Here is a 25,847-nt window from a genome sequence, read left to right as displayed (position 1 = left end):
ACGTAGGACGTCCCATGTATTCGGACAGCCTGAGGAGGCGACCCCACACGTCCACGTCAACCGCTCACGCCGGCACCGTCCCCACCGTCACCGCCCGCACCACCAGCCGCCACTTCCACGGCCTGAACTACCTCCTCGTCGTGCTGCTCCTCGGCGCCAACATCCCCACGGCGCTGTACTCGCTCTACCGCCACGAGTTCGGATTCACCCCGCTGGTCCAGACGCTGATCTTCGCCGTCTACGTCGCCGGACTGCTTCCCTCGCTGCTGTTCTTCGGCCCGCTGTCCGACGCACTGGGACGCCGCTTCGTGTTGCTGGCCGCCATCTCCTTCAGCCTGCTGGGCGCCGTGGTCCTCGCGTTCGCCGACTCGACCATCTGGCTGTTCTTCGGCCGAGTCGCCCAGGGCATCGCCGTCGGTGCTTGCTCGGCCGCCGGGTCCGCCGCCCTCATCGAGCACGAACCGGCCCGGAACCTCCGCCGCGCGGGTCTCGCCGCCACCCTCACCACCGCGCTCGGTGCGTCGCTGGGTCCGCTGTTCGGCGGGGCCGTCGCGCAGTACCTGCCGCACGCCCTGGTCCTGCCGTACGTGCTGTTCGCGCTGGCACTCCTGCCCGCGCTGATCATGGTGCTGCTGCTGCCCGCACCCACCGGCGGGCAGTCACGACCCACCCAGCTGTTCCAGGTCCCGCACGTCCCCGCACCCATCCGCCAGGTGTTCTGGCTGTCCTCCCTCGGCGTCGCACTCGCGTGGGGTGCCGTCGGCCTGTTCCAGTCGGTGGTCCCGACGTGGATCATCGGCCTGCTCGGCGTGAGCAACCTCGTGGTCGCCGGCGGTGCCGCCGCACTGGTCATGATCTGCTCGGTGACCGCGCAACTCGTGGCCAACCGGCTCGGAACCGTACTCTGCCGAACCCTGGGCATCGGCGCCGTCGGCGCAGGCATGATCGGTTTGCTCGTCGTCGACTTCGTGCCGTCCCTCGCCCTGCTGTGCGTCGTGACCGTCATCGTCGGTGTGGGACACGGACTCTCGTTCGCCGGAGCGATGCGGGCCGTGGGTGCCGCCGCCGCGGAGCACGCCCCCGACGCCCAGGGCGGGACGCTCGCCGCGTTCTTCACCGTCGGCTACGTCGGTCTCGCCGTGCCGTCCATCTGCGCGGGCATCGCCATCACCGTCCAGGGCATGCACGTGGCCATCATCGAACTCGCGATCATCGGCGCCGTCCTGTGCGGCGTCCTCGCGGTGCTGAGCGTCCGCACGAAGAGTCGTGACCACGCCGCTCTACCCACGACGCAGTGAAATTCCTCAGCCGGTTCTACCTCGACGGGTTCGTCCTCGGCATCGTCGCCGTGGCGATCCTGGGGAGCGTCTTCCCGGTGTCGGGGACCGGTCAGACGGTGCTCGACTGGGCCACCCGGATCGCGATCGGCATCCTGTTCCTGCTGTACGGGGCGCGGCTGTCGCCGCAGGAGGCGCTGAAGGGGCTGAAACACTGGCGGCTGCATTCCGTCGTGTTCGCCGCGACGTTCGTGCTCTTCCCGCTGATCGGGCTCGCGCTGCGCGTCCTCGTGCCGGGGGTGCTCAGCGAGGACCTGTACACCGGCATCCTGTACCTGTGCCTGGTTCCGTCGACGGTCCAGTCGTCGATCGCGTTCACGTCCATCGCCAAGGGCAACGTGGCCGGGGCGATCGTGAGCGCGTCGTTCTCCAATCTCATCGGTGTGTTCGTGACACCGGCGCTGGTGATCCTGCTGATGACCACCACCGGCGACGCCCACGTCGACTTCTCGTCGATCCTCGACATCGTGCTGCAGCTACTCCTGCCGTTCTTCGTCGGCCAGCTGATCCGGCCGTTCGTCATCGACTTATTGCAGAAGTACTCCGAGCCCACCCGGATCGTGGACCGCGGCTCGATCTTCCTCGTGGTCTTCTCCGCGTTCAGCGCGAGCATGAACGAGGGGATCTGGCACACCGTGACGGCGTGGCAGGTGTTCGGTGTCGTGCTGGTGTGCTGCGTCGTCCTCGCCGTCGTACTCGCCGCCACGGCCCTGGCCGGCCGGAAGCTGGGATTCTCCGTTCCCGACCGGATAGTCATCGTCTTCTGCGGATCGAAGAAGAGCCTCGCCACAGGTCTGCCGATGGCCTCGGTCCTGTTCGTGGGACAGCCGGTGGGGCTGATCGTGCTGCCGCTGATGATCTTCCACCAGATCCAGCTGATCGTCTGCGCCGCGCTCGCGCAGCAGTATTCGAGGGGCAGCCGCGAGGAGTCGGCCAGTACTGTGGCATGAGGACGTGAAATGCCGATGCCCGAGCCACTTCGTCACTGCGAGTTCCGCTTCTACGAGGAGCTGAACGACTTTCTGCCGCCGGTACGGCGCAAGCACACTTTCGAGCACGAGTTCGACGGCACCCCGTCGGTGAAGGACCGGATCGAGGCGCTGGGCGTCCCGCACACCGAGGTGGATCTGATCCTCGTCGACGAGGTGTCGGTCGATTTCGCCCACCTTCTGCGCGGCGGCGAACGCGTCGCGGTGTACCCGATGTTCGAGCGCCTCGATCTGACCGGAGTCACGAAACTGCGTCCCCGACCGCTGCGCGACCCGACGTTCGTGCTCGACGTGCATCTCGGCCGCCTCGCCCGCTACCTCCGCCTGCTCGGCTTCGACACCCGCTATCGCAACGACTTCGCCGACCCGGAACTGGTGGACATCTCCCTGTCCGAGCATCGCATCGTCCTGACCCGGGACACCGGCCTACTCAAGAGGTCGGCGCTCACCCACGGCGCGTTCCTGCACGAAACGGACCCACGCCGGCAGTTGCGGGAAGTGCTGGACCGCTTCGACCTTCGGTCGCGGATCTCGCCGTTCACCCGGTGCGCGCGATGCAACGGCCTTCTCGCGCCGGTTCCCCGTGCCGAGGCGCTCGCCGAGGCACCACCGGGCGTCGCGGGCAACGAACACGAGTTCAGCCGGTGCCGGGACTGTGCGCAGCTGTACTGGCCGGGCAGCCATCTTCCGAAGCTGCGCCGACGCCTGTCGGAGGTCGGGGTGACGCTCGAGGTGGGTTCTCAGGATGCGTGACGCAGCTGCTCGGCGAACTCCGCCGAGCACACGCAGTCGCCGAATTCGTCGCAGTCGATGATCAGTGCGTGCCGGGCCTCGGACAACTCGACGCACGACTCGTCCGTGCACTCTGCTCCGTAGAGCGTGTGCACGATCAATGTTCCGTGACAGGTGTCGATCACGTGTGCTGTCCTCCTCACTTCGTTCCCCACCTCTGTTGATACCACCGGTCCCCGACAGTCCAGGGACGTGCGCGGGGTGTGTCTAGTTGCGCTCGACGTCGATCGGGTGAGTGGCGAGCAGGGCGAGGGGGAGCGGCTGCCGGCGCAGCACCTGCGCCCACACGTCGACCCGGGCGGGAGCGACCACGTCCGATGCGAGCGCCGAGATGACGATCCAGTCGTCGCGCTGGAGTTCCGAGTCGAGCTGACCGTACGTCCATCCCGAGTAGCCGGCGAAGATCCGGACACCCTCCACGAGCGGGGCGATGACCTCGGGGTCGGAGTCGAGATCCACCATTACCACGCGGCCGTGGACCCGGCGCAGACCCGCGACACCGTCGGGCTGCGCACCGGTGCGCAGTGTCGCCAGGCACAGTGCGGCGTCCCGTTTGACGGGTCCGCCGACGTACAGCGCGGACGGGCGCGCGGCGAGCGGCGCCCACTGTGGCAGCACGTCCTGCACCGCGGTTTCGCTGGGACGGTTGATGACCACGCCGAGGCTGCCGGCGTCGTTGTGCTCGATCACATAGATCACGGTGCGACGGAATGCGGGTTCGACGAGATCTGTGGACGAGACCAACAGGCTGCCGGGCCGGACCACCGGTTCCGTCGACGCCGTTCGATCTTCGGGTTCTTCTGCGTGCGCCACCTGAACATCATCCCACCGCGGCGGACGCGATGTGACGGAGGACGCGACCTGCGTCCGGTTCGCCGCTTTACGCCGCCGGCAGCCCCGCAGTCTCGGCCAGGACCGCGAGGTGGTGCTCGAACAGTGCCCCCGGTGTGGTGAACGTGTCGGCGCCGTATTGCCCGAACACCTCGAAGTTGACCGCCCCGAACAGCGCCGACCAGACCAGGACGCCGCGGGCGAGCAGATGGTCGGGGGTGGTGAGTCCGAGTTCGGCGCGGATGCGGTCGAGGTCTGCCGCGAGCTCGTCGTCGATGGGCGCCGCGGCGGCCGCCTCGAGCTTGCCCGCCCGGAACGCATTGTCGAAGATCCCGACGAGTGCGTAGATCACTCGTGTCCCCGGAGTCGTGGTCTGCTCGCCGGGCGCCTGGTAGCCGGGAACCGGACTGCCGAACAGCAATCCGTAGCGGGCGGGCTCACGCAGCGCCCACTCGCGCACCGCACGGCCGAGCGCCAGGAACTGTTCCCGCGGTTCGGCGGCGGACGCCACGGCCGCCTCCGCTGCGTCGCCGAGTTCGTTGTATCCGTCGACGACGAGCAGCGTCAGCAGTTCGTCGCGGCTCTTGACGTACCGGTAGACGGCGGACGACACGACGCCGAGGTCGCGTGCGACGGCCCGTAGCGACAGGGCGGCGGCGCCGACCGCGGCCAACTGTTCGCGTCCGATCCTCGTGATGTCCTGCAACGTCTGCTCGCGGGCGCGCTCTCGTGGTGTTCCTGGCATGGGGTCCAGCGTGGCAATTTCAGAGAGCGGTGTCAACAAACGAGAGCACTGCTCTTGACAATGCGGTCGAGGGAGAGCATTCTCGAATCAGACAGAGAGCAGTGCTCTCGCATCGCCGAAATCGACTCACACAGCAGGAGCGGACATGTCGAACATCGAGATCGTCACCGGAGCAGGACCCGTCGGCTGGACCGTCGCCCTGCAGCTCGCCGAACAGGGCCGGCACGTGCGGGTCCTCACCCGCTCGGGCAGCGGCCCGGACCATCCCCTGATCGAGCGGCGGAAGGTCGACGTCTCCGACGCCGACGCGCTGCGTGAGGCATTCGACGGAGCAGTCGCGGTCTACCACTGCATCCACGCCGCCTACAGCGCCGACGCGTGGGAGCGTGAACTCCCCGCCGCCGAGCAGACCGTGCTCGAGGCCGCGGGCCACGTGGGCGCCGTCGTCGTGTTCCCCGAGAGCCTCTACTCGTACGACACGTCGCAGCAGCCGATGACCGAGCACACCCCGCGGTCGGCCGACTCGGGTAAGCGCGGCGTCCGGACCCGGCTGCTGAAGGCCCGCGCCGAGTCCTCGACCCCTACCGTGAGCGTCGTCGCGTCCGACTTCTTCGGACCGCAGGTGCTGAACGCACACGCCGGCGAGCGCATGGTGCCCGTCGTCCTCGCGGGCAAGACGATGCGCGTCCTCGGTTCCGCCGACCTGCCCCACTCGTTCACGTACGTTCCCGACTTCGCGGCCGCGATGATCGTCGCCGCCCACGACCCCGCGCTGTGGAACTCGGTGCTGCACGCACCGACGGTCCCGGCCGTCACCCAGCGGCAGATGGTCGAGGCCTACGCGAAGGCCGCCGGGGTTCCCGTCCCGAAGGTGGGCACCCTGCCCGGCTGGGTGATCCGCGGCGGCGGGCTCGTACACCAGGGCAGCCGCGAGCTGGCCGAGATGCTGTACCAGTTCGAGGAGCCGTTCGTGATGGACTCGTCCGAGAGCGAGGCCCGGCTCGGACTGGCCCCGACACCGCTGGACCGGGCCGCCGAGGAGACCGTCCGGTGGTGGCAGGACAGGTCGGTCGCGGCCGCCGGATAGGGTCCTGTGAATGGCGAAACAGCTCGGCGACCGGCGCGAGGCGTGGCGCAGAACGGCGTACACCCTCCGGCGGTCACCCGGGCTGGCCCGTCTCGCGACGGTGCGATTCGCCAGTCAGCTGGGCGACGGCATGTTCCAGACCGCGCTCGGCGGCGCGATTCTGTTCAACCCGGAGCGCGCAACCGATCCCGTCACGATCGCCGCCGGTTTCGCGGTACTGCTGCTCCCGTACTCGGTGATCGGACCGTACGCGGGCGCGCTCCTCGACCGCTGGGACCGCCGCGCCGTGCTGCTGTGGGCGAATGTTCTGCGCGGACTGCTGATTCTGCTGACCGCCGTGTTGCTGGAGACCGGCACCGGTGAGTCCGCGCTGCTCCTTCTCGCCCTCGCCGCCATCGGAGTGAGCCGGTTCGTTCTCGCGGGAGTCTCGGCGGCGCTGCCGCGAGTGGTGCACCGGTCCTGGCTCGTGGCCACCAATTCGGTGCTCGCCACCGCGGGCTCCGTCGTCGCCGCACTCGGCGCCGCGACATCGGTCGCCATCATCTCCCTCGTGGGCGCCGGCGACCGCGGCTCGGGAATGGCCGTCGCGGCAGCCGCCTGCGGTTCGGCGGTGGCCGCGTTCGCGGCGTCGCGCTTCCACCATCGGCTCCTCGGTCCGCACGCCGACGAGAAGCCCGCATACGGGGCGATCCGCGCCGTCGCCGCCGGACTGCGCAACGGAGCGGTCGCCGTGTGGCAGTCACCGGGCGTCACGACCGCGATGATCGGAATAGGCACGCACCGGATCGTTTTCGGTGTCAACACGCTGATCATGGTTCTGGTGCTTCGCGACACCGCCACCGTCAGCGACCTGCCGGGAGGTCTGGCCGGGTTCGGTGTCGCGGTCGGCGCCACCGCCACGGGCATGCTGCTGGCGGCGATCTCGACACCGTTCCTGATTCCGCGCGTCGGACGGTCCCACACCATCGTCGGCGGCCTGATCCTCGCCCTCGTCGTGCAGTGCACACTCGTTGCGACGCTCACGCAGGCGTCGCTGCTGTGCGGCGCGCTCATCCTCGGATTCGCCGGGCAGTCCATCAAACTCACCGGAGACGCGGCGATGCAGATCGAGATCGAGGACGCCCGCCGGGGACAGGTGTTCGCGCTGCAGGACACGGTGTTCAACGTGGCCTTCATCGCGTCGATCGCCGCGGCCTCCCTCGTGATCGCCCCCGACGGCCGATCACTCGGACTGGTACTCGCGGGTGGCGCGGCCTACGGCCTCGGACTGCTCGGCGTCCTGCTCAACTCCCGGCGCGAACCTGCCTGAGAACCGGGCTATTTCGACCCCGGCATGGGCACGTTCTGCAGTCGGACCTGACCGCGTGCCACCTCCTTGCCGGTGTCGGTCGCGGTGATCACCACCGACCACAACTGTTGCACCCGGCCCTGCTGGATGGGCACCGCGACCACGTCGACCCGCCCCTCGGTGCGGGCCCGCAGGAAGTCGGTGCCGTTGTGCACGCCCACCGCGAACTCACCACGGTCGGCGACGGCGGTACTCGCACCGATGCTCGCGGCCGATTCGACCGCCGTCGTGTAGACGCCGCCGTGGACCACGCCCCACGGTGTGTGGTGGTCGGCGGACAGGTCGATGTGGCCGACGACCTTCGTCCCCGACACCTCGTCGAGTTCCAGGCCGGCAGCGGCGACGAAGGCGCTCGCCGCCTCCCGCGTCAGATCGGTCATGGTGGCTTCTCCTCGAACACTCGGTCAGTTTGAAATCCCAACCCACCGTGCCCCGCTTCGGCCCTGACGTCAATGGCTTCAGCACTGCCGATCACCGGATCGGGGCGCCACGTATGCACCGCCGCGATCACCGGTGGCTCGGCCATCGTCATCTCGACATTCCACGTCCCGTTGCCGGACGGGTCGGTGAAGTAGCGGGCCTCGTCGTCGGCGTCGTAGTCGAGCACCGACCGATCGGCCACGCCGTCGCCGTCCGAATCCCACATCGCGTCGTCGAGGAGGCCGTCGCCGTCGAAATCCAAGCGCACGGCGTCGACACCGCCGGACGACCCCAGGTCGAGATCGGCGGGTGACGTCCACGCCGTCGGGGCGTCGGCACCGGTTCCGAACGAATACTCGAGAGGATCCATATGAAGGTATGACGCAGCGGAATCGGATCCGGTTCCACCCGCACCCGAAGAAATTTCCCTCTGCGACAGTGAGACCGCACTGTGACCGGACGGGCCGGGCTCGTGCACTGAGGATGCCGTCGCCGGGTGTTATCTTCAACCCGAACGTGCAGGTCGGTCCACCATCACTCCGACCACCGATCTGGAGGGGTCCCGTGGTCGAGAAGTCATGGTCTGTGGCCGGAGTGCCGCTGTGCGTCGCCGCCGTCGTGGCCGCGACGATCGGCTTCACCGCTGCCCCCGCCGCGGCCGAGACCACTCCGTGGCTGCCCGTGAACGCGTGCGGCGAGACCGGATTCAACCCGGCGAAGGAACCGCCGAGTCCGGGCGGCGGCCCACTGCTTCCGCCCATTCCCCCGACCGTGAGCATCCCGATCCCGTACCCCGACTTCGTGCCGGTGCCGGTCCCCGGACCGACCGCCGACCAGACGCGCGTCGCCCAGGACCTTCCCGCCGACCCGTGCGCGGACCCGTGCCCCGACCTCACCGATCCGGTCGACGAGCCGGAGGCCGAGCCCGGTTCCTCCGGTTCCGCAGGCTCTTCCGGCTCTGCGGGGTCGTCGGGTTCGTCCGGCTCGAGTGCGCTGCCCATCCCGAAGATCTCCATCGATCCGCGTCCCGAAACCATTCCCATCCCCGTTCCCGGCGGCCCCGGACCCGAACCGCAGCCGGCGCCGCCCGTCCAGATCAACCCGGCCGAACGGGGTTCCGTCACCGCACCCGTGGCGAAGCCGGAGGTCGGCGACGTCCGGCTGGTGTCGCAACTGACGGGCCGCGGTTCGGAAAACCGCACGGACAAGCGCTGGCAGGTCGACGGCACCGACCTCGGCATCACCTGGGAGACGAAGCCCGGCGAGGTCGCGGTCGCGTTCGGCGACACGTTCGGCAAGGACTGGGCTCCGCCCGGCGCCTTCGGCGAGGACTGGCGGAGCAACGTTCTCGGCCACAGCACCGACACCGACCTGTCCGACGGCATGACCATCGACAGCATGGTCCAGGACAGCCGGTGCCATGCCGCCGAGATCATCGACAGCAGGCACATCAACAACTTCGAGACCACCACCATCCCCACGTCGGGGTTCGCGATCGGTGACCGTCAGTACCTCAGCTACATGTCGGTGAAGCGCTGGAGCATGGTCCCCGGCATGTGGTACACGAACTACGGCGGTATCGCCTACTCCGACGACAACGGGCAGACCTGGACCAAGGATCAGCACGCCAAGTGGGACAACATCTTCGGCGCCCGATTCCAGGTGTCCGCGATGGTGCCGCAGGGCGACTACGTGTACATGTTCGGCACCCCCAACGGGCGGATCGGCACGATCGGCCTGGCCCGGGTTCCGGTCGATCAGGTCCTCAACACCACGTCGTACCAGTACTGGTCGGACGGCACGTGGACCCCCGTGTCCCAGCACCTCGCGACCCCCATCGTCGGTGGGGTGGCCAGCGAACTGTCCGTCCGCTACGACGCGGCCGCGGGCACCTGGCTGATGAGCTACCTCGAGCCCGTCGGCGGCTCGATCATCCTGCGGCAGTCGTCGAGCCCACAGGGTGTGTGGTCGGCCGGCGCGACGCTCGTCGACACGGCCGACTACCCGATGGCGTACGGCGGCTTCATGCATCCGTGGTCGACGGACAAGGATCTGTATTTCACGATCTCGGAGTGGGACAGCTACAACGTCTACCTGATGCACGCGTCCCTGCACCCGTGAGTACTTGTCAACCGCCCGCGGTTAACAAGTACGCACGGCATGGAGGGCGACCTCGGTGGCCTTGACGACGAAGAACACGTCCAGGCCCGGCACCAGATCGAGTTCCGCGACGGACGCCGCCGTCACGTCGGCGCTGAGTTCGAACCGGCCTCCGGCTTCGGCGGCGCGAACCCGGACCGTCGGCCCACGCACCTCGATCTCCGAGATGGACACCCGGAAGACGTTGCGCGGACTTCCTTCCGGTGAGCGCCGGTGGACGGCGACCGAATGGGGGGCGAACACCGCGACCGCCGGCGCGCCCGGCACGAAATCCGCGTCGGCCAGACCGTGCAGCCGAACACCGGTCTCGGTTTCGAAGCCGTCCTGCGCCCCGAACACGGGAACCAGGTTGAGCCCGGCGATCCGCGCGGCGAACGCGCTGCGGGGGCGTGTCAGCACGTCTCGCACGGAACCGAATTCGACCACCTGGCCGCCCTCGACGACGATCACGCGGTCGGCCAGCGCCAGCGCGTCGAGGATGTCGTGGGTGACCACGACCGCGGTCCGGTTCCCTTCCCGCAGCACCCGCCGGAGCAGCACGCGCAACGCGGGCGCCGCGGCCACGTCGAGGGCTGACATGGGTTCGTCGAGCAGGAGGGCCTGGGGCTCGGCCGCAAGGGCCCGGGCCACCGCGACCCGCTGCGCCTGCCCCCCGGACAGCTCGTGCGGACGGCGGTCGGCGAACTGCGTCGCATCCACTGCGTCCAGCCACTTCTCGGCGATCGCCCGCGCCTCCCGACGTCCGCGGCCGGCACTGCGCGGGGCGAACGCCACGTTGGCGGCCACCGTCAGATGCGGGAACAACAGCGCCTGCTGTGCGAGCAGCGCAATCCCGCGCCGGTGCGGGGGCACTGCGACGCCCCGGGTGGTGTCGGTGAGCACGCGACCGTTCAGTTCGACGCGTCCGACATCGGGGCGAACCAGGCCGGCGACCACCGAGAGCGCCGTCGACTTGCCGGCACCGTTCGGTCCGAGCACCGCCAGCACCTCACCCTCGCCGAGGTCGAACCCCACGTCGACGCCACGCGCATCCACCCGCGCCTCGACGCTCAGGCCGGTCACAGCGCGGCCCTCGACGCCCAGCCCCGCGAACCCACCACGATGAGCACCGCGACCACGACGAGCACCAGCGACAACGCCACGGCCGCATCGGCATCCGTCTCACGCTGCAGGTAGATCTCGAGCGGCAGGGTTCGGGTGACGCCCTGCAGACTGCCCGCGAACGTCAGTGTGGCCCCGAACTCGCCGAGCGCCCGCGCGAACGACAGCACCGCCCCGGACACCAGCCCGGGCAGCACCAGCGGAAGTGTCACCCGCCGGAAGACGGTGGTGGGGCTCGCACCGAGCGTCGCGGCGGCGTGCTCGTACCGGCTGCCTGCGGTGCGGAGCGAACCCTCGAGGCTCACCACGAGGAACGGCAGCGCGACGAACGTCTGCGCGAGCACCACGGCCGTGGTGGTAAACGCGATGTGGATGCCCGCGACCTCCAGGTGCTGCCCGATCAGGCCCTTCCGGCCGAACGTGTACAGCAGGGCGATACCCCCGACCACCGGCGGAAGCACCAGCGGCAGGAGCACCAGCGACCGCAGCACGTGCAGGCCACGAAAACTGCTGCGCGACAGCACGGCCGCCATCGGAACCCCCAGCAGGACGCACAGTACGGTGCTCAGGGCGGCGGTCCGCAGGCTCAGTTCCAGTGCCGCGAGCGAGGATTCCGACGTGACCAGCTGGAAGAATCGCGACCACTCGACGCTCGCCAGCATCGCGAACAGCGGCAGGACGACGAACAGTCCGCCCAGGGCTGCCGGGACGAAGATCCAGCCCGGAAGCCCGGACGGGACTCTGACGCGCGCCGCCCGGATCACGGCTGGGCGAATCCTGCCTTTGCCAGCACTGCCTGACCGTCGGGTCCCGTGACGAGGTCGACGAAGCCCTGCGCCGCGTCCGGTGCCTTCGAAGCGGACAGCGTCGCAATGGGATAGGTGTTCACTGCCTGCGCGGCCTCGGGGAACGCCACGACCGTCACCTTGTCGCCCGCGCTCGCCGCGTCCGTGACGTACACGAGGCCGGCGTCGGCCTGACCGGCCGTCACCTTGTTCAGCACGTCGGTGACCGACGACTCCTCGCTGACCGGGGTGAGGTCGATACCCGACGCGGTCTCGACCTTCTGCGTCGCGGAACCGCACGGAACCTGCGGGGCACACGTGACCACCAGCGTCCCCTCACGGTTCAGATCCGCGAAGGACTTGATGCCCTTGGTGTTTCCGGGTGCCGTGACGATGGTCAGCGTGTTGGTGGCGAAGTCGACGGGACTGCCCGCGACGAGCCCGGCGTCGACCACCTTCGTCATGTTGTTGGTGTCGGCGGACGCGAACACGTCGGCGGACGCGCCCTGGTCGAGTTGAGCGGCGAGGTCGGAGGAACCGGCGAAGCTGAACTCGACGTGGGATCCGGGGTTCGCGGTCTCGTACATCTGGCCGAGTTCCGTGAACGTGCCCTTCAGCGACGCCGCCGCGAACACCGTGATGTCGCCACCCGACGCGGACGCGGACGTCGACTCGGCGGAACCCGAGGCGCCGCTGTCGTCGTTCGAACCGCAGCCGGTCAGAAGACCGAGACCGAGCGCGGCCGCAGCAGCCACCGTCGTGGCCCGGCGCCAGGACATCTTCATGTAACTCCTCCAGGTGTTTCGACGATCACCGTGGTCGACTTGACGACGGCTACCGCGACCTTGCCGGGCTCGAGCCCGAGGTCGCGGACGGCTTCACTGCTCATCAGGGAAACGACGCGGAAAGGGCCGCACTGCATCTCGACCTGGGCCATCACCTTGTCCATCACCACCGCGGTCACGATGCCGGTGAATCGGTTGCGCGCCGAGGACTCCGATCCGAGCAGATCGGGTGACTTCGACGCGTTGGCGCGCGCGAACTCGGCGAGCGCGGGGCCGTCGACGACCTTGCGGCCCGACTCGTCCTTCTCCGCCGCGAGGCTGCCGTTGTCGATCCACCGCCGGACCGTGTCGTCGCTGACGCCGAGCAGTTCCGCGGCCTGTCGTATCCGGATACCCGTCATCCGAGAATTGTCCGCGCATGCGTCATGACCGACATCCTATGTCGGCAAATACGGACCGATCAAGTGCAGCTTTCCGCAGATGCGGATCAGTACACGTCCCGCACGTAGCGCTTGTCGGTCGCGAGCTGCTTCATGTACAGCTCGGTGTCTTCCTCGTCCAGTCGCCCGTGGGTGCGGACGACCTCACGGACCGTCTCGTCGACGTCCTTCGCCATGCGGCTGGCGTCGCCGCAGACGTACAGGGACGCACCCTCCTGCATCCAGCCCCACAGCTTGGCACCGTGCTCGCGAATGCGGTCCTGCACATAGATCTTCTGCCGCTGGTCCCGGGAGAACGCCGCATCGAGGTGGGTGAGAAATCCGTCGCGGTGCATAGCTTCCATCTCCTCGCGGTAGTAGAAGTCGGTAGCCTCGTGCTGCTCACCGAAGAACATCCAGTTCTTGCCCGTGTGACCCAATTCGCGGCGTTCGTGCAGGAATCCGCGGAACGGAGCGATACCCGTGCCGGGACCGACCATGATCATCGGTGCATCGGCGGCCTGCGGGGGACGGAAGTGCGCCGACTTCTGCACGAAGATCGGCACGTCGGCCTCGTCGCAGTGATCGGCGAGGAACGTCGAGCAGACCCCGGATCGGTTCTTGCCCTCGTGGTTGTAGCGCACCGCGGAGACGGTCAGCTGCACCTCACCCGGGTCGACCTTGGGGCTCGACGAGATCGAGTACAACCGGGGCTGGAGGCGCTTGAGCACACTCAGCCACTCGTCCGCGCCGGCGTCGACCCCGTACTCCGCCAGCACGTCCATCGACTGCCGCCCCCACAACCACTGCTGGAGCGCGATCTTGTTCTGCGGGCGCAACAGCCGCGCCAGCTCGGTGTCCTGGGTGCGGCTCTGCACGAAACGCAGCAACTCGGGGGTCACCTTCGTGATCTCGAGCTTCGTGCGCAGCGCCTCGCGCAGCGTCATCTCCGGCAGGTCCGGCAACGTCACGGGCGTGTCCGGGATCGACCGGGTGACCTTCAGCCACTCGTCGACGACGGCGTCGCTGTTGGTCGGCCAGACACCGAGAGCGTCGCCCGCCTCGTAGGAGAACTCCGGATCGCTCACTTCGAAACCGAACTGCCGCACGTCCTTCGACGATCCGGCGGCGCTGAGCGGAATGTTCTTCGTCAATCGCGTGATCAACGGCGTCTTCCGTGTGAACGTCGCCGCCTTCTTCGGTGCGGGCCGGGCAGGCGCGGGTGCGGGCGCCATCACGGTCGCACCGTCGGCCGCCGCACGGTCCCGGACCAGCTTCTGGACCTGGGTCAGCCACTGATGTGCCTGCTCCTCGTAGTCGGGTTCGCAGTCGACCCGCTCGGTGAGGCGCTTCGCCTCCAGCTGCTCCAGCCGGGCGTCGATCCGCTTGCCGTGCCCGCAGAAGTCGTCGTAGTTGGAATCGCCGAAAGCCAGTACGGCGTATCGGGTCTGCGACAGCTTCGGGGCCTCGTCGCTGCTGAGCGCGGACCAGAAGCTGCTGCCGTTGTCGGGGGCGTCGCCGTCCCCGAACGTGCTGGTGATGATCAGGAGGTCGCGGACGTCGGCGAGGCCCGCGACGTCGTAGTCGTCCATGCTCATCAGGCGGGTGCCGTGGCCGGCCGCTTCGAGTTGTTCGGCACATTCGGCGGCGAACTCCTCGGCGTTGCCGGTCTGCGACGCCCACACCACCACCACCGGATGCTGGACCGATTCAGTGTTCGCGTCCGGCACCACGGCACTCTGCGGAACGTCGGAACGGGAGAACAGCCCCGCCATCAGACCGTCCAGCCACACGCGCTTGGACCCGGAGATCGGTGCGCTTCGCGGAAGGACCGGAACTCCCTGGATCTCGGTGGACTGCAGCCCCGACAGCAGCCCGGCGAGGTACATGCGTTCGTGTTCGTCGAAGGTGGGGGAGGCGGAGTCGTCCAGGCCCAGAATGCGGCTCATCTCCGCGGCGGGCGAACCCTGCGCGAGGGTGAGCGCCCCGCCGGTCTCCGGGACCTCCGGCGCCGCCACCGGGGCCACCCGGGTCAGGGAGACGGCGCACGCCTTGAACTCCGGCTGGAAGGACGTGGGATCGACGGCGTCGTTGGTGACGGCATTGATGCTGAGGTACTCACCGAACGAGTCGTTCCAGTGGAACGGGGCGAAACACCCGCCGGCGAGGACGCGGTCGCTGACGACGGCGGGAAGTACCGCGCGACCGCGCCGGGACGCCACCTCCACCTTGTCGCCGTCGGCGATCGAAAGCTTCTGCGCATCAGCCGGATTGATCTCGACGAACGGGCCGGCGTTCAGTTTGTTGAGCTTGGCCACCTTGCCCGTCTTCGTCATCGTGTGCCACTGGTGCTGCAGGCGGCCGGTGTTGAGGACGAAGGGGTAGTCGTCGTCGGGCATCTCGGCGGGCAGCATGTGCGGGCGCGGGAAGAAGGCGGCCTTGCCGCTCGCGGTGGCGAACGCGAGCCGGGGGAGTGAACCGTCGGGAGCCGACAGCAGGTTCTGGCTCACACCGTCGTTGACGTAGCGGAGGGGGTTGCGATCGGTGCGGTTGCCGGGCGGGCTCGGCCACTGCACCGGTGTCTCCCGCAGACGGTCGTAGGAGACGCCGCGAAGGTCGTAGCCGGTCTTCGGATTCCAGGTGCGCTTGATCTCCTCGAACACGTCCTCCGAGGAGTCGTAGGTGAACGCGTCCGCATACCCCATCTCGCAGGCGACACGGGCGATGATCTGCCAGTCGGGCAGCGCCTGGCCGACCGGATCAACGGCCTGCTGCAACAGGGTGAGGTTGCGCTCGGAATTGATCATCACCGAATCCGACTCCGCCCACAGCGCCCCCGGCAGCAGGATGTCGGCGTAACCGTTGGTCTCGGTGTCGAGGAAGACGTCCTGTGTGACCACGAGCTCGGCGGCCTCGAGGCCCTCGATCACGGTCCGCCGGTTCGCGACGGTGGCAACGGGATTGGTACAGATGATCCAGCAGGCCTTGATGTCACCCGCGACCATCCGCTCGAACATGTCGACGGTTCCGGTGCCGACCTCCGTGCGGATGCTGCCCTCCGGCAGCTCCCACAGATCCTCGATGAACGCCCGGTCGTCGGCGGCGAGCACCGACCGCTGCCCCGGCAGACCGGGACCCATGTACCCCATCTCGCGGCCACCCATCGCATTGGGCTGACCGGTGAGGGAGAACGGGCCGCTGCCCGGCCGGCAGATCGCACCGGTGGCCAGATGCAGGTTGCAGATCGCGTTGGTGTTCCAGGTGCCGTGGGTGCTCTGGTTGAGGCCCATCGTCCAGCAGCTCATCCAGTTCTCGGCCTCACCGATCCACTGGGCGGCCTGACGGATGTCGGATTCGGGGATGCCGGTGATGTCCGCGACCTTCTCGGGCGTGTACTCCTCGAGGAATTCCGGCATCACCTCCCAGCCCTCGGTGAACTCGGCGATGAACTCGGGGTCGGTGTGCCCGTTCTTCACCAGGAGGTGCAGCAGGCCGTTGAGCAGCGCGAGGTCGGTGCCGGGCGCGATCTGCATGAACAGGTTCGACTTGTCGGCGGTCGCGTTGCGGCGCGGGTCGACCACGATCAGCTTGGCCCCGGCCTTGACGCGGTCCATCATCCGGAGGAACAGGATCGGGTGACAATCCGCCATGTTGGCGCCGATCACGAAGAACACGTCGGCCTTGTCGAAGTCCTGATACGAGCCGGGCGGGCCGTCCGCGCCCAGCGACTGCTTGTAGCCGGTGCCCGCGCTGGCCATGCACAGCCGCGAGTTCGACTCGATCTGGTTGGTGCCGACGAAGCCCTTCGCGAGCTTGGTGATCAGGTATTGCGCCTCGATGGACATCTGACCGGAGACGTAGAACGACAGGGCGTCCGGTCCGTGCTCGTCGAGTTGTTCCTTCAGCCGGCGGGCGGTCTCGCTGATGGCGGCGCCCACGTCGATCGAGGTGGGTGCCTCCCCCCGCTCGTCGCGGACGTACCCGGTTTCCATCCGGCCACCGGCCACCAGCATCTCGGCGCTCGTCGCACCCTTGGTGCACAGCCGCCCGAAGTTGGTGGGATGGTCCTTGTCGCCGGACGCCTTGAGCACGCGGCGCGCACCGGTCTCGGGATCGATCCCGACCTCGAGCACCATGCCGCAGCCGACACCGCAGTACGAGCAGGCGGTCTTCACTGTGGAAGTCCCGGCTTTCTGCTGCTGCATCGACTAGCTCCTCACCTGCACGGTCGCCGCCTGTCCACCCGGCTCACGACCTGTATCAATGCTGCCGTGAACCGTGTTTCGTCGGGATTAACCCCCGTGAGCGTTCGGTGACGTCTCTCGCACCCGGGCCCGGGCCGGGTGGTGATGTCGGCACGGCAGAATCACCAGGTCCTGTGACCGTCGTCACTTCAGGTGAGTGGCCGCCCGAAAGCGGAGTAAGGAGATGACGACGTCGACCCGACCGGATCGACGATCGGTCAGCCCTGCTGCGTGGCCCACCACGACAGCAGTTCGGCCTCGGCCTCGTCGCGGCTGAGGGGACCGCGATCGAGCCGGAGCTCCTTCAGGTACTTCCACGCCTTCCCGACGTCGGGGCCCGCGGGAATGCCGAGCAACTCCATGATCGCGTTGCCGTCGAGGTCGGGGCGCACCCGTGCCAGGTCTTCCTGCTCGGCGATCCGGGCGATCCGCTCCTCGATGTCGTCGTACGTCGCCTGCAGGGCGGCCGCCCGCCGCTTGTTGCGGGTGGTGCAATCGGCGCGGACCAGTTTGTGCAGCCGGGGCAGCAGCGGGCCGGCATCCGTCACGTACCGGCGCACGGCGGAATCGGTCCACTGGCCCTTGCCGTAGCCGTGGAACCGCAGGTGGAGGAACACCAGCTGCGAGACGTCGTCGACCATCTGCTTCGAATACTTCAGCGCCCGCATCCGCTTGCGGACCATCTTCGCGCCGACCACCTCGTGGTGGTGGAAGCTCACGCCGCCGCCCGGCTCGTTGCGCTTCGTGTCCGGTTTGCCGATGTCGTGCAGCAGCGCCGCCCACCGCAACACCAGGTCGGGGTCGCCGTCCTCGAGGTCGACGGCCTGCTTCAGCACGGTCAGCGAATGCCAGTACACGTCCTTGTGCTGGTGGTGCTCGTCGATCTCCAGCTTCATCTGCGGCACCTCGGGCAGCACGAAGTCGGCCAGACCCGTCTCGCACATCACGTTCATGCCGTCGATCGGGAACTCGCCGAGGATCAGCTTGTCGAGTTCAGCCCGTACGCGTTCGGCGGTGATCCGCTCGATCTGCGGCGCCATGTCGACGATGGCCTGATGCACGCGCTCGTGCAGGGTGAATCCCAGCTGGGACACGAACCGGGCGGCCCGCAACATGCGCAGCGGGTCGTCGTTGAAGGAGTTCTCCGGCGCCGACGGCGTGTCCAGCACCCCGGCCAGCAGCGCGTTCATGCCGCCCAGGGGGTCGACGAAGTCCTGCGAGCCGTCCGCACCGATCCGCACCGCCATCGCGTTGACCGTGAAATCGCGCCGCACCAGGTCGTCCTCGAGCTTCGTCCCGAACTGGACGACGGGATTGCGTGACACCCGGTCGTAGGCGTCGGCCCGATACGTCGTGATCTCGATCTGCTGGCCCGCCTTGGCGGCGCTGATCGTCCCGAACTCGATGCCCGTGTCCCACTGGTTGTCGGCCCAGCCGGACAGCAGTTTCTGCACCCGCTCCGGGTGGGCGTCGGTGGTGAAGTCGAGGTCGGTGCCGAGGCGGCCCAGGATCGCGTCCCGGACACTGCCCCCCACCAGGTACAACTCGTGACCGGCGGCAGCGAACCTCTCACCGAGCGGCGTCAGGACTTCGGACAGCTCGCGCAGCGTCACCGCGGCGCCGGCAAGCAGTCGCGTACGGCGCTCGTCGTCGAGAGAAGGGGCAGTCACGTCCAGGAAGCTTACCGAGGTGCGCAAATAGCGAGATACGCATACACGCTGTCACCTCGCCGTTCGGTTCACCACAGGTGTGTCACGAAGCGTCTCGGTTCGGGTGCGGCGTTCCGGTGGAGACGGCAAAGCCAACTACTATCGATGGGGTGTCTGCTGCCGAACGTGCGAACAGGAGTCGCCGCAACTCGCGGCGGCGCGGCGCCGTCGGCAAACCCGCGAAACCCCACATGAGGACGGTTCGCGAAACCTCGGCGGGCGGGCTCGTCGTCAACGGTCTCGGCGGACCACGGGAGAATCTGTGCGCCGCGCTGATCGGACGCACCGACCGACGCGGGCGGCTGCTGTGGTCGCTGCCCAAGGGACACATCGAGCAGGGCGAGACCGCCGAACAGACCGCGATGCGTGAGGTCGAGGAAGAGACCGGCATCCAGGGCACCGTCCTCGCGTCGCTCGGCAGCATCGACTACTGGTTCGTCACCGAGGGCCGACGGGTCCACAAGACCGTCCACCACTATCTGCTGAGATGCCTCGGTGGGGAACTGTCGGACGAAGACGTGGAAGTCACCGAGGTAGCGTGGGTGCCGCTCGCCGAGCTGGGATCACGCCTGGCCTACGCAGACGAACGGAAACTCGCAGAAATCGCCGGTGACTTGATCTCCAAGATGACTACCACCCCGACCGCCCCCGACCTGAAGCTCCAGAAGGGGCCAGACGCCGGATGAGGATGGCTTTGCGTCGGGTCGGTGCCGTGACGTTGACCGCACTCGCGGTCGTTCTGGCTCCCACCAGCACCGTGGTGGCGTCGGCCCAGGACCCCGTGCCGCCCGAGAGCGCCGGGACCCAGACGGTCGACGAGGACCCCGAGTTCCTCGAACTGCACATCGACAACGTCACGCCGTCCACGGTCACCACCACCAGCGACCCGTTCGTCACCGTCACGGGCTCGGTGAAGAACATCGGCGACCGCACGGTCCGCGACGTCAGCGTGCGACTGCAGCGCGCTCCCGCAGTCGCGAGCAGCGAGGGCCTCCGCACGTCCCTCACCCTCGATCAGTCCCGGTACGACACGGTCGGCATGTTCGACACGGTCGCGGGCCGCCTCGACGAGGGGCAGAGCAAGCAGTTCACGCTGTCGCTGCCACTACGGTCCGACACCGACGTCTCTCTCGACATCACCGAACCCGGCGTGTACCCGCTGATGGTGAACGTGAACGGCACCCCCGAGTACGGCGGGGCCGCGCGCCTCGACGACGCCCGATTCCTGCTCCCCGTGTTCGGGGTCCCCGGCACTCCGGCCGTGCCCCCGGACATCTCCAGTCCCGTCGCGGTCACCATGCTGTGGCCGCTCGCCGACCGGCCCCGGCTCGCAGCGGGGGTGCCCGGTTCCGTCACCGAACCGGTCCGTCTCGTCGACGACGACCTCGCGACGTCGCTCGCGGACGGCGGCCGGCTCGACGAACTGCTGAGCGCGGCGGAGTTCGCCACCCGGGAGAGCGTCGACCGTGACCACACCCTCCGGGACAGTCTGTGTCTGGCCGTCGACCCGGACCTGCTGATCACCGTCGAGAACATGACGCGCGGATACCTGGTGGTGGACGACCCGTCCGATCCCACCGGTTCCGCGCATGAGGGCACCGGTAAGGATGCCGCGTCGGCGTGGCTCGACCGCGCCCGGTCGCTGGCCGCGTCCATGTGCACCACGTCGGTGCCGTTCGCGCAGGCCGACCTGTCCGCGATCACCGAGGTCGCGAACCCGGACCTGACCGCGACCGCCGTCGAAGCCCCCGCGGACATCGTCGACAACGTGCTGGGGGTCACGTCGCTGCGCAATTTCGTGTGGAGCGACGCCGGCGTGCTGGACGATGCGACGGCGCAGATGCTCCGCGGAGACGAGGCGACCACCACGCTCGTGGCCGCCAATTCCGTCGACACGACGACGCCCCGCGACAGCGTCCACGTCATCGAGGCGACACCACCCCCCGTCCCCGTTCCCGCGAACGGGGAGACGACCCCCGCGGCCACCGAGACGCCCGCGGCCACCGGAAGCGTCGACGCGCTGCTGTTCGATCCCTCGGTCGGGACGGCGCTCGCGGCCATGGGAACGACACCGCAGACCCCCTCGTACACCCCGCAGCGCGCCCGGTACGACCTCTCGGACGATTCCCAGACCGCCCGACTGCAGGACGCACTCGGTGCGGTGTCGTGGTCTGCCCTCGAACCGGAGGCCGCACGCGCCGCAGGCACCCCCCGCTCGCTGATGGTGGTGCCGCCGCAGCTGTGGACGGCCGGCGCCGAGGACGCGAAGACGCTGCTGTCCACGGTGTCCTCGCTGATGCGCTCCGGGCTGGCGACCCCCCGCCCGTTGCCCGCGCTGCTGGGACGTCAGCCCGGATCACCCGAGGTCGCCACGCTGGAGTACCCGGATCAGGCCGCCGAGGACGGCGTCCCCGCCCATATCCGCGACGCCGCCGCCACCCAGACGCCCCGCATCGAGGCACTGAACACCGCACTGGTCGACGACCCGCAGGCCCCGCTCACCCCGGAGCGCTTCACGGCACCGCTGCGCGAGGACCTGCTGCGCTCGATGAGTCTCGCGCATCGACGCGACGACGAACGACGGTCCGCGGAAGAGGCGTCCGACGTGCGCGCCGACGAGGTGGCCGAAACCATGGACGACCTGTTCGGCGCCGTCACCGTCGTGTCGCCGGGCGGTGTCTACACGCTGGCGTCGGAACAGAGCCCACTGCTGCTGGTGGCCAGGAACGACCTGCCGGTCGGGATCACCGTCCGTCTCCAGGTGGATGCGCCGTCGGGGATGACCATCACCGACATCGGCCCCACCACGCTGCCTCCGCGCGGCAGCCGCACCCTCACCGTTCCCACCGAGGCCAACGACTCCCGCAAGCTCGTCGTCAAATTCTCTCTGACCACCGCCGATGGACAGCAACTGGGAGAGCCGACCAGCGTGACGGTACGGTCCAACGCGTACGGGCAGGCGTTGGCGATACTGACAGCATGCGCGGGTGCTCTGCTGCTGTTCCTCGCCGGCCGCCGGCTGTGGCATCGATTCCGCGGCCAGCCGGATCCAGCTGACGAAGGGTACGAACGTTCATGACCGGGAACTTGCCCAGCAGGGGCCAGAGGCTTCCCGATCGCTCCCATCCCCGGGTCGCGCCGTGGGAGCGCGACCACTGGGCTCGGGAAATCCGGCCGGACGAGGCGCCGACAGTGCAGTTCGCGGCCATCCGGGTCGACCCCTCGCCGCCTCCGGTCCGGGACTCCGGGCCCTCGACCGCGCCGCAGAAGCAGAGCAACTCCCGACTGCTGGCGTCCACCGGTTCGATCGCGGTGGCGACGCTCGTCAGCCGCATCACCGGATTCGCCAAGCAGCTCCTCGTCCTGACGCTGCTGGGTGGGTCGGTGGCCAGCTCGTTCACCGTCGCCAGCCAGATCCCGAACATGATCTCCGAGCTCGTGCTGGGAGCGGTGCTCACCGCGATCGTGGTGCCCGTCCTGGTGCGCGCCGAACGCGAGGACCCGGACCAGGGTGCCGCGTTCGTGCGACGCCTGTTCACCGCCACGTGTGTGCTGCTCGGAACGGCGGCGTTGCTGGCGACCGCCGCCGCACCCGTGCTCACCACGCATGTCTTCCTGTCGGCCGACGGCAAGGTGAACACGTCCCTCACCACAGCTCTGTCCTATCTCCTCCTGCCCGCGATCCTGTTCTACGGACTGTCGGCGCTGCTCACGGCCATTCTCAACACCCGGCAGGTGTTCAAACCCGGTGCGTGGGCGCCGGTGCTGAACAACGTCGTGATGCTCACCGTGCTGGTGATCTACTACGCGACACCGGGGGAGATCACCCTCGACCCGGTGCGGATGAGCGACCCGAAACTGCTGGTCCTCGGTGTGGGCGTCACGCTCGGTGTCGTGGTGCAGGCGATGAGCCTGGTGCCTGCGATCCGGCGCGAAGGCATCTCGCTGAAACCGCTGTGGGGTCTCGACGACCGGCTCAAGCAATTCGGCGGCATGGCCGTCGCGATCATCCTGTACGTGCTGATCAGCCAGGCGGGCATGATCGTCGCCACCCGCATCTCGTCACACGCGGACGCGTCGGGTCCCGCGATCTACAACAACGCGTGGCTCCTGCTGCAGCTGCCGTACGGCGTGCTCGGTGTGACGGTGCTGACGGCGATCATGCCGCGACTCAGCCGCAACGCCGCCGCCGACGACACCCCGGCCGTGGTCGACGACCTGTCCGTCGCCACCCGCCTGACGATGATCTCCCTCATCCCGATCATCACGTTCCTCACGTTCGCCGGCCCCGAGATCGGCCAGGCGCTCTACGGATACGGCAACTTCGGGACCGGTGACGCCGAACGCCTCGGTCAGGCCGTCAGCTGGTCGGCCTTCACGCTCATTCCCTATTCCCTGGTGCTGATCCAGCTCCGCGTGTTCTACGCCCGCGAGCAGGCGTGGACCCCCACGTGGATCGTCCTGGGGATCACCGCGGTGAAGATCGCGCTGTCGGCGCTCACCCCGATGATCGCCTCCAGCGACGACCAGGTGGTGATCCTGCTCGGCGTGGCCAACGGCCTCGGCTACATCACCGGCGCGCTCGTCGGGGGCTGGCTGTTGCACCGCAGTCTCGGCAACCTGCAGATGGCGAACGTCGGCAAGACGGTGTGGGTGGTGGTGCTCGCGTCGATGGCGGGTGCGCTCGTCATGCTCGGCGCCGACCGCCTCCTCGGGCTCGACCGCCTCACCAGTTTGTTCGGCGGTCCGGGCTCGATGGTCCGGGTCATGATCAGCGGTGTCCTCATGCTCGTCGTCACCTTCGTGATCCTCTGGTTCGCGAAGATCCCCGAAATCGTGTCCATCACCGTCGCCGTCGCCCGCAAGGTTCGCGCCCTGCGCGGCCGCGGCGCCGCACCGGAACCGGAGGCCGACCCGCTCGCAGACGCCGAAACAGAACTGATTCCCGTGGTCCGCGCCACACCGCACGACTTCGGGGCACAGCCGCGTGGTATCGAACGACCCGGTGGACTCCCGTACCCTGGACACGAGCGGGTCGGATCGCCGCCCGGTACTGGTCGGAGTTGGGCATTCGAGAATGAAGGAGTGAGGGTGAGCGACGACGACGTGGCCGGCAGCAAGAGAGCCGGAGGTTCTACGGTGCAAGCGTCCGAACGCGATTCGGCCGCCGCCCCCAACGGCGTCGACGCCCCGACCACCCGGATCTCGTCCGAGTCGGCCTCCACCGACTCCGCGAAGTCCGACAAGCAGGCCGGCACCGACGCACCGCAGAAGAAGGACGCAGCCACGTCCTCGGGCTCCGCAGACACTCCGAAAACAGGGCAGAGCAAGGAGACCGGCGATCCTGCGGATGCGCAGACGAAGGCTGCGCCGAAGACTCCCGCCGACGACGCAGGCGAATCGCCCAGAGACACACGTCACATGGGCGCGGCCCCCGCACGGGATCTCAGTTACGACACCGGTGTGATCCCGATCACACCGGCGCCCGGACGTGAGCCCGGCGCAGGTCCTCGTCGTACTCCCCGTGGCCCCAAGCTCATTCCCGGCGCGTCCGTCGCGGGCGGTCGGTACCGCCTGCTGACACCGCACGGCGGTTCGCGGGGACTGCAGTTCTGGCAGGCGCTGGACGTCAAGCTCGACCGCGAGGTGGCTCTGACGTTCGTGGATGCCGAACAGCGCTCCACCTCGGCCGGTCCCGAAGGCCCGCAAGCCATTCTGTCGCGCACCCTGCGACTGGGCCGGATCAACTCGCCGGGACTCGCCCGTGTGCTCGATGTGGTCCGCGGTAGCTCCGGCGGCATCGTCGTCGCCGAATGGACCCCGGGCCGCTCGCTGCGGGAGATGGCCGACACCAAGCCGTCTCCGATCGGCGCCGCCAGTGCCATCCGCGCGCTCGCCGCGGCCGCCGAGACCGCGCACCGGGCCGGTGGGGCACTGTCCATCGACCACCCCGACCGCGTCCGTATCAGCATCAACGGCGATGCCGTGCTGGCGTTCCCGGCCACGCTCGCCGACTCCGACTCGAGTTCCGACGTGCGCGGACTGGGCGCCATGCTCTACGCCCTCATCACCGCGCGCTGGCCGCTGGGCGACCCGTCCGCTCCCGCGGGTGACCCGTCGGGTTCGAACCGTCCGGGCAGCGTCGGCGGTATGCGACTGGCCGACCGCGACTCGAGCGGGCAGCCCATCGGACCGCGGGTGATCCGGCCGGAGGTCCCGTTCGAGATTTCCGCGGTGGCGCTGCGCTCACTCGAGCCGAACGGGGGAATCCGCACGGCGGCCACCGTGCAGCACATTCTCGACCAGGCGTCCGTCGTCAACGACAAGACCGAATTCATCCCCGTGCTGAGGCTCGGGCAACGTGGCCCCGGCACGACCGATCACGCTCTCGCCGACCCGGAAGCACTGGAGGCGGAGAAGAAGAAGTCCAACCGGATGATCGCGGCGCTCGTGGGCCTCGCGGTCGTGACGATCATCGTGCTGGCGCTCCTGGGCTTCTGGCTCGCGACGTTCCTCACGGGCAGTAGTTCGGACGCGCCGCTCACCGAACAGGACTTCGGGCTCACCACGTCGGCCGAGGCCCCGCCCAACCCCGAGTCGCCCGCGCCCGCGCCCGCCCCGGCCGCGAACGTCGCGCCGGTCAGCCCCTCGGGGGCGACGGTGTTCTCGCCGCAGGGCACACCCGACTCCGCCGCGAACGCCCGGCTGGCCGTCGACGGCAACACGTCCACCGTGTGGAGCACCGACTCGTACTTCCAGCCGTTCCCCGCGCTGAAGAACGGTGTGGGCCTGATGGTCACGCTGGACGAGCCGGCGACACTGTCGAGCGTGTGGATCAACTCGCCGACACCGGGCACCAACGTCGAGATTCGCAGCGCGCCGTCGGAGAACCCGACCCTCGACCAGACGCAGGTGCTCGGCTCGAAGGTCCTCGGCAACGGTGTCACCGAGATCCCGGTGAAGTCGGAGGGACCCAGCAAGAACGTCCTGGTGTGGATCACCGGCCTGAGCAATTCCGGTGGCAAGAACCAATCGTCCATCGCCGACATCGGTTTCAACGCCGCGACGTAGTCGGCACCCGGTGCTCGCGGATCG

General features: G+C 68.6%; 19 protein-coding genes and 1 pseudogene. 9 read left to right on the top strand and 11 right to left on the bottom strand.

The window, feature by feature from the left end:
• Positions 1 to 14: 14 nt before the first annotated feature.
• From CJ177_RS21935 to CJ177_RS21925, 3 genes are read left to right on the top strand one after another with little or no spacing between them, the layout of a single operon-like run.
• The gene (locus tag CJ177_RS21935) at positions 15 to 1,298 is read left to right on the top strand and encodes an MFS transporter (protein ID WP_005249149.1); all 1,284 of its coding nucleotides are present in this window, start codon (positions 15 to 17) and stop codon (positions 1,296 to 1,298) included.
• A complete protein-coding gene (locus CJ177_RS21930; protein WP_095868570.1) occupies positions 1,295 to 2,287 on the top strand; it encodes a bile acid:sodium symporter family protein in 993 nt (330 codons plus the stop codon). The genes CJ177_RS21935 and CJ177_RS21930 overlap by 4 nt, the downstream gene beginning before the upstream one ends.
• Positions 2,288 to 2,296: 9 nt before the next feature.
• Entirely contained in the window at positions 2,297 to 3,079 is a 783-nt protein-coding gene (locus CJ177_RS21925; RefSeq protein ID WP_007301451.1) for a Mut7-C RNAse domain-containing protein, read from the top strand.
• On the opposite strand, the gene CJ177_RS21920 is transcribed toward CJ177_RS21925, so the two are convergent.
• The 3 genes from CJ177_RS21920 to CJ177_RS21910 all read right to left on the bottom strand — a co-directional run bounded on the left by CJ177_RS21920 (position 3,067) and on the right by CJ177_RS21910 (position 4,694).
• Positions 3,067 to 3,243, bottom strand: coding sequence for a hypothetical protein (locus tag CJ177_RS21920; RefSeq protein ID WP_005263530.1), 177 nt, complete (start codon positions 3,241 to 3,243; stop codon positions 3,067 to 3,069). The genes CJ177_RS21925 and CJ177_RS21920 overlap by 13 nt on opposite strands.
• A gap of 82 nt (positions 3,244 to 3,325) precedes the next feature.
• Entirely contained in the window at positions 3,326 to 3,931 is a 606-nt protein-coding gene (locus CJ177_RS21915) for a YqgE/AlgH family protein (protein ID WP_095868569.1), read from the bottom strand.
• A 67-nt stretch (positions 3,932 to 3,998) separates the two neighbouring features.
• Positions 3,999 to 4,694 carry a TetR/AcrR family transcriptional regulator gene (locus CJ177_RS21910; RefSeq protein WP_095868568.1) on the bottom strand — a complete coding sequence of 232 codons (696 nt, stop codon included), beginning with the start codon at positions 4,692 to 4,694 and terminating at the stop codon, positions 3,999 to 4,001.
• 145 nt (positions 4,695 to 4,839) lie between these two features.
• On the opposite strand from CJ177_RS21910, the gene CJ177_RS21905 reads away from it, so the two are divergent.
• The gene (locus CJ177_RS21905; RefSeq protein ID WP_061044783.1) at positions 4,840 to 5,781 is read left to right on the top strand and encodes an NAD-dependent epimerase/dehydratase family protein; all 942 of its coding nucleotides are present in this window, start codon (positions 4,840 to 4,842) and stop codon (positions 5,779 to 5,781) included.
• A gap of 10 nt (positions 5,782 to 5,791) precedes the next feature.
• Positions 5,792 to 7,090: an MFS transporter gene (locus CJ177_RS21900; protein ID WP_095868567.1), complete on the top strand. Its 1,299-nt coding sequence runs from the start codon at positions 5,792 to 5,794 to the stop codon at positions 7,088 to 7,090.
• Between the two features lie 8 nt (positions 7,091 to 7,098).
• Here CJ177_RS21900 and CJ177_RS21895 read toward each other — a convergent pair whose 3' ends face one another.
• Together CJ177_RS21895 and CJ177_RS49210 are read right to left on the bottom strand one after the other, a co-directional pair.
• The gene (locus tag CJ177_RS21895; protein ID WP_009476716.1) at positions 7,099 to 7,509 is read right to left on the bottom strand and encodes a PaaI family thioesterase; all 411 of its coding nucleotides are present in this window, start codon (positions 7,507 to 7,509) and stop codon (positions 7,099 to 7,101) included.
• Between the two features lie 161 nt (positions 7,510 to 7,670).
• A pseudogene (locus CJ177_RS49210) lies at positions 7,671 to 7,919 on the bottom strand (hypothetical protein); the annotation flags it as partial.
• Between the two features lie 215 nt (positions 7,920 to 8,134).
• Here CJ177_RS49210 and CJ177_RS21885 point away from each other — a divergent pair.
• Complete coding sequence (locus CJ177_RS21885; RefSeq protein ID WP_095868565.1) at positions 8,135 to 9,670, top strand: DUF4185 domain-containing protein; 1,536 nt, start codon at positions 8,135 to 8,137, stop codon at positions 9,668 to 9,670.
• Positions 9,671 to 9,691: 21 nt separating this feature from the next.
• Here the strand turns inward: CJ177_RS21885 and CJ177_RS21880 are convergent, their stop codons facing one another.
• From CJ177_RS21880 to CJ177_RS21855, 6 genes are all read right to left on the bottom strand, one after another.
• Entirely contained in the window at positions 9,692 to 10,771 is a 1,080-nt protein-coding gene (locus tag CJ177_RS21880) for a sulfate/molybdate ABC transporter ATP-binding protein (RefSeq protein ID WP_095868564.1), read from the bottom strand.
• Complete coding sequence (locus tag CJ177_RS21875; protein ID WP_005249136.1) at positions 10,768 to 11,574, bottom strand: ABC transporter permease; 807 nt, start codon at positions 11,572 to 11,574, stop codon at positions 10,768 to 10,770. Before CJ177_RS21875 ends, CJ177_RS21880 begins: the two co-directional genes overlap by 4 nt.
• Positions 11,571 to 12,380, bottom strand: coding sequence for a molybdate ABC transporter substrate-binding protein (gene modA / locus CJ177_RS21870; protein WP_095868563.1), 810 nt, complete (start codon positions 12,378 to 12,380; stop codon positions 11,571 to 11,573). Before modA ends, CJ177_RS21875 begins: the two co-directional genes overlap by 4 nt.
• Entirely contained in the window at positions 12,377 to 12,781 is a 405-nt protein-coding gene (locus CJ177_RS21865) for a molybdopterin-binding protein (protein WP_005249134.1), read from the bottom strand. Before CJ177_RS21865 ends, modA begins: the two co-directional genes overlap by 4 nt.
• A gap of 86 nt (positions 12,782 to 12,867) precedes the next feature.
• Complete coding sequence (locus tag CJ177_RS21860; RefSeq protein WP_095868562.1) at positions 12,868 to 17,004, bottom strand: bifunctional nitrate reductase/sulfite reductase flavoprotein subunit alpha; 4,137 nt, start codon at positions 17,002 to 17,004, stop codon at positions 12,868 to 12,870.
• Between the two features lie 257 nt (positions 17,005 to 17,261).
• Complete coding sequence (locus tag CJ177_RS21855; protein ID WP_095868561.1) at positions 17,262 to 18,713, bottom strand: CCA tRNA nucleotidyltransferase; 1,452 nt, start codon at positions 18,711 to 18,713, stop codon at positions 17,262 to 17,264.
• Between the two features lie 149 nt (positions 18,714 to 18,862).
• On the opposite strand from CJ177_RS21855, the gene CJ177_RS21850 reads away from it, so the two are divergent.
• From CJ177_RS21850 to murJ, 3 genes are all read left to right on the top strand, one after another.
• Positions 18,863 to 19,438, top strand: coding sequence for an NUDIX hydrolase (locus CJ177_RS21850; protein ID WP_005572816.1), 576 nt, complete (start codon positions 18,863 to 18,865; stop codon positions 19,436 to 19,438).
• 2 nt (positions 19,439 to 19,440) lie between these two features.
• Entirely contained in the window at positions 19,441 to 21,831 is a 2,391-nt protein-coding gene (locus CJ177_RS21845) for a DUF6049 family protein (RefSeq protein WP_095868560.1), read from the top strand.
• Positions 21,832 to 21,944: 113 nt separating this feature from the next.
• The gene (gene murJ, locus CJ177_RS21840; RefSeq protein ID WP_095868559.1) at positions 21,945 to 25,823 is read left to right on the top strand and encodes a murein biosynthesis integral membrane protein MurJ; all 3,879 of its coding nucleotides are present in this window, start codon (positions 21,945 to 21,947) and stop codon (positions 25,821 to 25,823) included.
• Positions 25,824 to 25,847 lie beyond the last annotated feature (24 nt).

Origin of the sequence: Rhodococcus sp. ACPA1 (genome assembly GCF_002300195.1) — a bacterium.
In the GTDB taxonomy this organism is placed as follows: Bacteria; Actinomycetota; Actinomycetes; order Mycobacteriales; family Mycobacteriaceae; genus Rhodococcus_F; species Rhodococcus_F opacus.
Note: the sequence above shows the minus strand (reverse complement) of the source record. Positions and strands in the feature narration are given on the sequence as shown.

Bases quoted from the DNA above. Each gene is read 5' to 3' on its own strand.
- CJ177_RS21935 (WP_005249149.1), top strand. From the start codon at position 15: ATGTATTCGGACAGCCTGAGGAGGCGACCCCACACGTCCACGTCAACC.
- CJ177_RS21925 (WP_007301451.1), top strand. From the start codon at position 2,297: ATGCCGATGCCCGAGCCACTTCGTCACTGCGAGTTCCGCTTCTACGAG.
- CJ177_RS21910 (WP_095868568.1), bottom strand. From the start codon at position 4,694: ATGCCAGGAACACCACGAGAGCGCGCCCGCGAGCAGACGTTGCAGGAC.
- CJ177_RS21905 (WP_061044783.1), top strand. From the start codon at position 4,840: ATGTCGAACATCGAGATCGTCACCGGAGCAGGACCCGTCGGCTGGACC.
- CJ177_RS21900 (WP_095868567.1), top strand. From the start codon at position 5,792: ATGGCGAAACAGCTCGGCGACCGGCGCGAGGCGTGGCGCAGAACGGCG.
- CJ177_RS21895 (WP_009476716.1), bottom strand. From the start codon at position 7,509: ATGACCGATCTGACGCGGGAGGCGGCGAGCGCCTTCGTCGCCGCTGCC.
- modA (WP_095868563.1), bottom strand. From the start codon at position 12,380: ATGAAGATGTCCTGGCGCCGGGCCACGACGGTGGCTGCTGCGGCCGCG.
- CJ177_RS21865 (WP_005249134.1), bottom strand. From the start codon at position 12,781: ATGACGGGTATCCGGATACGACAGGCCGCGGAACTGCTCGGCGTCAGC.
- CJ177_RS21860 (WP_095868562.1), bottom strand. From the start codon at position 17,004: ATGCAGCAGCAGAAAGCCGGGACTTCCACAGTGAAGACCGCCTGCTCG.
- CJ177_RS21845 (WP_095868560.1), top strand. From the start codon at position 19,441: ATGGCTTTGCGTCGGGTCGGTGCCGTGACGTTGACCGCACTCGCGGTC.